Below are 6,714 nucleotides of genomic sequence, written 5' to 3'. Positions count from 1 at the left end.
CCGCCATTTCAGTCCGCCTCTGGGCACGCCAATCGCCGCCGATTGCCGCCCTTGACCGGCAATAAGCGTCTTTAGCAGCTCCGTTTTCGATCCCATGATGCGAATTGCGTCGTCTGCAACCTCGACGCGCTGCGCCAGGGCGCGCAGATGATCCCGCCGATACCCGCCCTCGTGGCTGCGAATGCGCTCCCGCGCGCGACGTGCAAACCCTTCGATCATTGCGGGGCTAAGGGCGCTGTGACCAGGGCTTTCAAGCATAGCTTGCGCACGGTCGGCGTCGGCCCTGGCCTGATCGCGGATCACCTTGAGGCCAGCTATCCGCTCCTTGAGCGCCGGGTCGTCCAGATTGGCAACACCGGCCTCGATGGCATCGTAGAGGCGCTTGAGACGCGACTCCGATTCGGTCGCCTGCCGTTGTAACGAGGCGATATGTTCGCGGCGGCGCTCGGCCTGATCCTCGCGGCGGCCGAGGATGCTGCCAAGCAGCTTCTCCAGACGGGCGGGATCAAGCAGCCGCTCCTCGACATGGTTGACCACCATGTTGTCGAGCTTGTCCATGGGGATCGCTCGGCCCTTGCAGCCGGTCTCGCCCTGCCGCGCCTTGATCGAGCAGGCATAGTAGCGATAGCGGCCGCTCTTTCCGGTGCGGATGGTCATGGCTCCGCCGCAGTTGCCGCAATAGCAGATGCCGGTCAGCAGGGTCGGCCCGATCACCACACGCGCGGGCAGCTCGGTCTTGGGGTTTCGAGCCTGCAAAAGACACTGAACGGCGTCGAAGGTCTCCGGCTCGATGATCGCGGGCACCGGGACGATGACGATCTCGCCGGGAGCGCGCGGGTCGTTGTGCTTGCTGCGCTTCCCCCATTCATGTTCGCCGATATAGGTGCGGCGGGTCAGGACGCGATGGACCTGGCCGATGCCCCAGCGGCCGCCGTCGCGGGTGAAGATGCCCTTGGCGTTCAGATGCTTGACGATGGCCTTGACGCCCATCTGGCCGCTGTCGCCCTGACCTTCCAGAGCGAGCCGATAGATCAACCGGATCGTGTCGGCGTGCAGCGGGTCGATTTCCAGCTTTTTCTTGGTCTTGGCCCCACGCTGTTCGGCAGCGGCGATCCGGTAGCCGATCGGAGGCAACGCGCCGTTCCAGAAGCCCTGCCGGGCGTTCTCCTTCAGAGCGCGCGTGACGTGTTTGCCGTTCTCCTTCGACTGATATTCGTCGAACAAAGACATGATCCGCCGCATCATGTCGTGGATCGGGTCGTCCCCCAACTCCTGCGTGATGGAAATGAGGCGTACGTCATTCTTGGCAAGCTTGCGATAGTAATATTCCATGTCGAAGGCGTCGCGGAAGAAGCGCGAGAAGCTGTGAACCAGAACCACGTCGAAGGGTGCGGGTTTCGACGTGCCCGCCTCGATCATGCGCTGGAACTCGGGCCGGCGATCATTGGTGGCCGTGTTGCCCGGTTCCACGAAGATTTCGACAAGCTGATAGCCGCGCGCCGCGCACCAGGCTTCGCCCTGCTTGCGCTGGTCGGGGATCGACACGTCATGCTCGGCCTGCCGTGCGGTGGAGACGCGCAGGTAGAGGGCGGCCCGCAGGGCGACATTGGGGGATTGTGCGTTCATTTGCGGGTTCCTTTCGACTTGCGCCGCTCGATCAGGGGCAACACCAGCTCCACGCGGTCATGGATGACCTTGGGGACCAGCTTGAGGCCCTTGCCCTTCTCCATGCGGACAAAACCGTAGCCGGCCATGGCCTTGAGGGTGCGGGACAGGTTGGATTTCGCGCGGCCGGTGATCTGCGCCAGTTCCTCCAGCGAGTCCGGCTCATGCTCATGGATGATGCGGAGCAGTTCGCAATTACCTGCTGACAGGAACTTGGCGAACGATATTGTTGAGGTGAACCAGACGCTCGGATCGCCGGGCGCGGGCTTTTCCTCGCCTTTGGCAATCCGCATGGTGCGGGCCTTCATTTCATCGGATGTGGCGATCCCGACCTTGAGTGTCGTCATGGTGTAGCTCGATCATTTTCTTAAGGCTTTTCGTTATCATATTTCGATAACATTCGCAAGCCTTCCGGCAGATCGAGCGAGCCGAACATCTCGTCGAAAACATCGGCAAACCAGCGCTCGAACACCTGAATCTCGGCCTCGGTGATCGGCACTTCCTCGGGCCAGTCATCAATGACGGGCAGCTTCTCCACGTCGAAGACATGAGGCGGACTGCCGCGCGACGGGCTGATGCGCGGCGGGGGATCGTCGTCATAGTCGTAGAGGTCGTCGGGGAGCGTTCCAGGGGTCGGCTGTCTTGGGCGGCCTCGTTGGGCGCGGCGGCGCTCTGCGCACATGGTATCCTCCGTGTTTCGCTGGTGGATTCCGGGGCGCTCAAGGCCCCGGAATTGAGCGAAGCATGGAGGGGGATCGGCGGAGTGTAGCGTGCCGCATTCGCGCCTGTGCGCTGGCGGCACCCCCGCCGTGATGGATCAGGAGGGTTGCCGCCGCGCCTTGGCGAAACCGCGATCCGTGGCGATGAACCGCTCCAGCATCGGCACGATAAGTCTGGCAGGCTCGATCGGCGCACCGCCATCGGCCAACAGAGCGCCATAAATCTCCAAATCGCGAAAGAGATGTGCGGGCAGTTCCACCGTCACCTTCACCGGCTTGTCGTCGGCCAGTGGGCCGAGTTTCAGCTTTGCCATGGTCAATTCCTGTAGGATTCGAGGACTAAATCCCTTGTGACGATGACCCTGACCGGGAAGCCCGGTCGGATGGTCAGCGTCGGCGCGACCTGCAACTGACGCTGGACGATCTGCTGTCCGGCCTGATTGATGGTATCCTGCGCCCCGTCGCGGATGGCGCGGATCAGTCGGTCCTCGTCATCGGTCGCTAGTTCGGTGCCGATGCCGAGCAGCGTGGAAAGCCCAGCAGCCTTCATCAGATCCCACCAGTGATAATCGACGCCATCCTCAAGCCCGGCATAGCCGGAAGCGTCCGCGCCCGGCTGGCGCTCCAGCACGATGGAGCGACCGTTCGGCAGGATCAGGCGGTTCCAGACGAGCAGCACGCGGCGCTGGCCGAAGGTCACGCCGGCATCATACTGGCCGATGATGCGCGTGCCCTGCGGGATGAGAAGCAGGCTGCCGGTCGGACTATCATAGACGTTTTCCGTCACCTGCGCGGTGATCTGGCCGGGAAGATCGGAACGGATGCCGGTTATCATCGCCGCCGGGATCACGGCCCCAGCCTGAAGGATGTAGGGCGAGGCTGGGGCGGCGATGCGGTCCAGGGCGACCGTCTGCCGATCCACCGGGCCATTGAGGAAGGCCGTATGCCGGTCCTGTGTGCCGGTTGCGACAGGCTGCGCGGCGAGGCCAAGGCCGGCAAGGCTCGGGCTGGCGGTCCCTGTTCCGGGGGCGGTCTGGAAAAAGACGCGGCTGACGCGCGCGGCCTCTTCCTCGGCAATGCGGCGCTGTTCGGCAGGATCGACGGCGGGCGTCGTCATGACGGGCGACGTGACGGGCTGGCCCCGGTTCTGCGCATTGACGATGGGGCCACCGAGATCGCCCGGCAGCGCCGGCCCGAGAACCGGGCCGGTATAGTCGCGCGGCAGGCCGGACAGGCCGTCCGCCGTGGGACGGTTCTCGGTCGAATAGAGTTCTTCGCCGCTGCCGCTCATGTCACGGGTCTGAAGCGCATAGATCAGCGCTCCGCCGATCCCGAACAGCGCGACGGCTCCGACGCCGGCCAGCATCTTGCGGGACAGACGGGTGACGCGCGGCGGCTCAGTGCGCAGCCGCATGGGTGCGGTGGTGTCCGCTGAGGCTTCTACAGGGGTCGTGTCTTCAGTCATGACGGGGATTCTCCGGTCGCTTTTGCCGGCTGTGCAGCCTGCCGTTGCTCGATGCGGACGATCCTGACCGTCTGCTGGCGGTCGCCGCTGCCAAGGCGCAATTCGGCCGCGCCGAACAGGCGATCCACGATCAGGATGTTCTGGTGGATGCGGCTGTTGACGATCTGGGTCTCGCCATCGGAACCGATGACGAAGATCGGCGGCATCTCGCCCTGCACGATGCCGCGCGGGAAGACGACATAGATGCGGCGGCCATCGTCAAAGACGGAGATAGGCTTCCAGGGTGGATTATCGCCGGTCAGGCCGTAGCGATAGTTGCGCGCCGCCTCGGCCGGGATGATCGGTGCGGCCGGAACGGTCTGGCGCTGGCCTGCCGGTTGTGCCGGATAGGCCCAGGCGACGGAGGGCATATAGAGGGCTTCGCGGGCGCGCAGCTCGATCATGTAGGTGCGCCGGTCGGTCGTCACGACGAGATTGGTCGCGATGTCCGGCCGCGACGGCTTGACGAGGATATGGACGCGGCGTGACGTTCCGCTGCCGCTCTCTGTATCGCCGATGATCCAGCGCGCGGTGTCGCCGGCTGCAATCGGCCCCGCGCCGGTCAGACTCTCGCCCGGCTCCAGCGCAATATTGGTGATCTGTCCTGGCGCTGCATAGACCTGATAGAGCGCCCCTTCCGACCAGGGATAAATCTGGATGGCGTTGTAATAGCCTTCGCGGCGCGGCTCGACGCGCGCGGCGGCATTGGCGTTCTCGACACGGCCTGCCGGTGTTCCGGCAGCGGTCCCTCCGCGTGCGACCGTCCATGCAGGCGGCGTGTGCAATGGCCGGGGCCGGTCATCGGCGACGGCGGCCGGCACGACGGGCAATGACGGCACGTCGGCGTCATAGCTGAATTGCGGCGGCCGGTTGGTGGCGCAGCCGGCGAGCATCGTGGCCGACAGCATCAAAGCCGCGAAGGCGGGTTTACGGAAATCCTGAAATGCGGCTTTGCGGAGTGTCGTGCGGGTCATTGGCTCATCTCCCGCGACCATGAGATTGCATTGACGTAGATGCCGAGCGGATTGGCGCGCAGGCGCTCGGCGTCAAGCGGGGTCTGGATCACGATGGTCAGGATCGCGGTCCAGCGTTCGGTCGTGGAAAGCTGGCCGTTCTCGTAGTGACGCTCGGTCCACGCCACGCGGAAGCTGTCGTTCGACGCCCGGATGACGCTGGACACCTCGACAGCGATCTGCTGCCGACCGACCTTGGTGAACGGGTCGTTGCTGCGCGCATAATCGTTCAGGGCCGCCGCGCCGCGATCCGTGGTCCACTCATAGGCGCGGAGCCAGTTTTGCCGGACGATGATGGCGTCGGACGGGATAGAGCGTGTCTGCTCGATGAAGCGGCCGAGATGAAACGCAATCTGGGGATCGGTCGGACGGTATTCAGCCACGGCGGGCGCAACGGCCTGCGACTGGCCGAGGTTATCGACCTGCACCACCCATGGCACCACAGTCCCACGCGCCGTTTGCCAGACGAGCGCGGCGGCGAAACCGGCCGAGAGGATCAGCGAGCCGAAGGCCATGTATCGCCAGTTCTTCGCCTGCACGCGGGCCGAGCCGATGCGTTCATCCCAGATTTGCGCGGCCTTCTGGTAAGGCGTCTCGGGTTCGGGCGATTTGCCGTAGTGGGTCGATGGACGTTTGAAGATGCTCATGAGCGGTCACTTTCAGAGAGATTGACGGAAGAGCCGCCACCGTGGCTGTCGCCGGAGCGCACCGCATGGGCCGCCATGGTGGCGCCGTGATTCACGGCCTGGGAACGGTGCATCCGCTGCGCCCAGGCCGGGGGACTGCCAGCGGGGGAAGACGCTGCTGCGGGGGCTGCGCTGGCCCCCTCGACCGTGCCTGCGGTGGATGAGCCGCCCGTCACACCAAAGGCCGCGCGCGCGCCATCGGAGAAGCTGGATTTGACGCTTTCCGATGCTTTGGAAGCGGTGCGTTTGAGGGGCGAGACGGCGGCGGAGCCTGCGGCGCGGGCAACGCCGCCAAGGCCGGACGCGACGCCTGCGCCGCCGGGCTGGCCGAGTGAACCCATGCTATAGGCTGCGCTTGCCGCGCCTGCTGTGGCAGCGCCACCCCGAACGGCCGCGGCTCCGCCGGACATGGCGGCCGCACCGCCTGCGGCAAGGGCTGCGCCTCCTACTGCAAGGCCGGTGCCGATCGCCGCGCCCGCGCCAAGCTGCGGGCCGCCGGAGACGAGACCGGAAGCGATGCCGGGGCCGAAGATGCCGAGGCCGAGCAGCGACAGCGCGGCAAGCACGATCGCCATCGCATCGTCGATGGTCGGCGTGGCACCGCCGAAGCCTGCGGTAAATTGCGAGAACAGCGTCGAGCCGATGCCGATGATGACGGCAAGCACGAGGACTTTGATCCCCGACGAGATGACGTTGCCCAGCACGCGCTCGGCCATGAAGGCGGTCTTGCCGAACAGGCCGAACGGGATCAGCACGAACCCGGCCAGCGTCGTCAGCTTGAACTCGATAAGCGTAACGAAGAGCTGGATCGCCAGAATGAAGAAGGCGAGGATGACAAGCGCCCAGGCGAACAGCAGGCAGGCGATCTGGATGAAGTTCTCGAAAAACGACCAGTAGCCCATCAGGTCGGAGATGGAGTCGAGCAGCGGCCGTCCCGCGTCGAGGCCGGTCTGCGCCACCTTGCCGGGGCGCATGAGGTCGGCGGTCGAGAAGCTGGTGCCGGAGGCTTTCAGGCCGAGACCGGCGAAGCTCTCGAAGACGATGCGGGCCAGATTGTTCCAGTTGCCGATGATGTAGGCGAAGGCCCCTACGAACAGGGTCTTCTTGACCAGCCGGGCGATGATGTC

8 protein-coding genes are annotated in these 6,714 nt (G+C 65.1%); all 8 read right to left on the bottom strand.

Annotation, left to right across the window (positions count from 1 at the left end; translation table 11 throughout):
• On the bottom strand, positions 1 to 1,626 hold a 1,626-nt coding region (locus CG51_RS18330; protein ID WP_051930872.1), incomplete at its 3' end, for a recombinase family protein.
• Complete coding sequence (locus CG51_RS18325) at positions 1,623 to 2,012, bottom strand: HVO_A0114 family putative DNA-binding protein (protein WP_035747477.1); 390 nt, start codon at positions 2,010 to 2,012, stop codon at positions 1,623 to 1,625. The genes CG51_RS18325 and CG51_RS18330, both read right to left, overlap by 4 nt.
• Before the next feature lie 20 nt (positions 2,013 to 2,032).
• Positions 2,033 to 2,347, bottom strand: coding sequence for a hypothetical protein (locus CG51_RS18320; RefSeq protein WP_035747475.1), 315 nt, complete (start codon positions 2,345 to 2,347; stop codon positions 2,033 to 2,035).
• A 135-nt stretch (positions 2,348 to 2,482) separates the two neighbouring features.
• Positions 2,483 to 2,698, bottom strand: coding sequence for a DUF2274 domain-containing protein (locus CG51_RS18315; RefSeq protein ID WP_035747469.1), 216 nt, complete (start codon positions 2,696 to 2,698; stop codon positions 2,483 to 2,485).
• Between the two features lie 2 nt (positions 2,699 to 2,700).
• Entirely contained in the window at positions 2,701 to 3,849 is a 1,149-nt protein-coding gene (locus CG51_RS18310; protein ID WP_198947738.1) for a TraB/TrbI/VirB10 family type IV secretion system protein, read from the bottom strand.
• Positions 3,846 to 4,862, bottom strand: a complete 1,017-nt coding sequence (trbG, locus tag CG51_RS18305) for a P-type conjugative transfer protein TrbG (protein WP_035747468.1) — start codon at positions 4,860 to 4,862, stop codon at positions 3,846 to 3,848. Before trbG ends, CG51_RS18310 begins: the two co-directional genes overlap by 4 nt.
• A complete protein-coding gene (gene trbF, locus CG51_RS18300; RefSeq protein WP_035747466.1) occupies positions 4,859 to 5,548 on the bottom strand; it encodes a conjugal transfer protein TrbF in 690 nt (229 codons plus the stop codon). Before trbF ends, trbG begins: the two co-directional genes overlap by 4 nt.
• Positions 5,545 to 6,714: P-type conjugative transfer protein TrbL (gene trbL, locus CG51_RS18295; protein WP_035747465.1), on the bottom strand; the 1,170-nt coding region annotated here is incomplete at its 5' end. The genes trbF and trbL, both read right to left, overlap by 4 nt.

The sequence above is a fragment of the Haematobacter missouriensis genome (assembly GCF_000740775.1).
Lineage (GTDB): Bacteria > Pseudomonadota > Alphaproteobacteria > Rhodobacterales > Rhodobacteraceae > Haematobacter > Haematobacter missouriensis.
The sequence above is the reverse complement of the archived record's forward strand: the minus strand, read 5'-3'. Positions and strand labels throughout refer to the sequence as shown.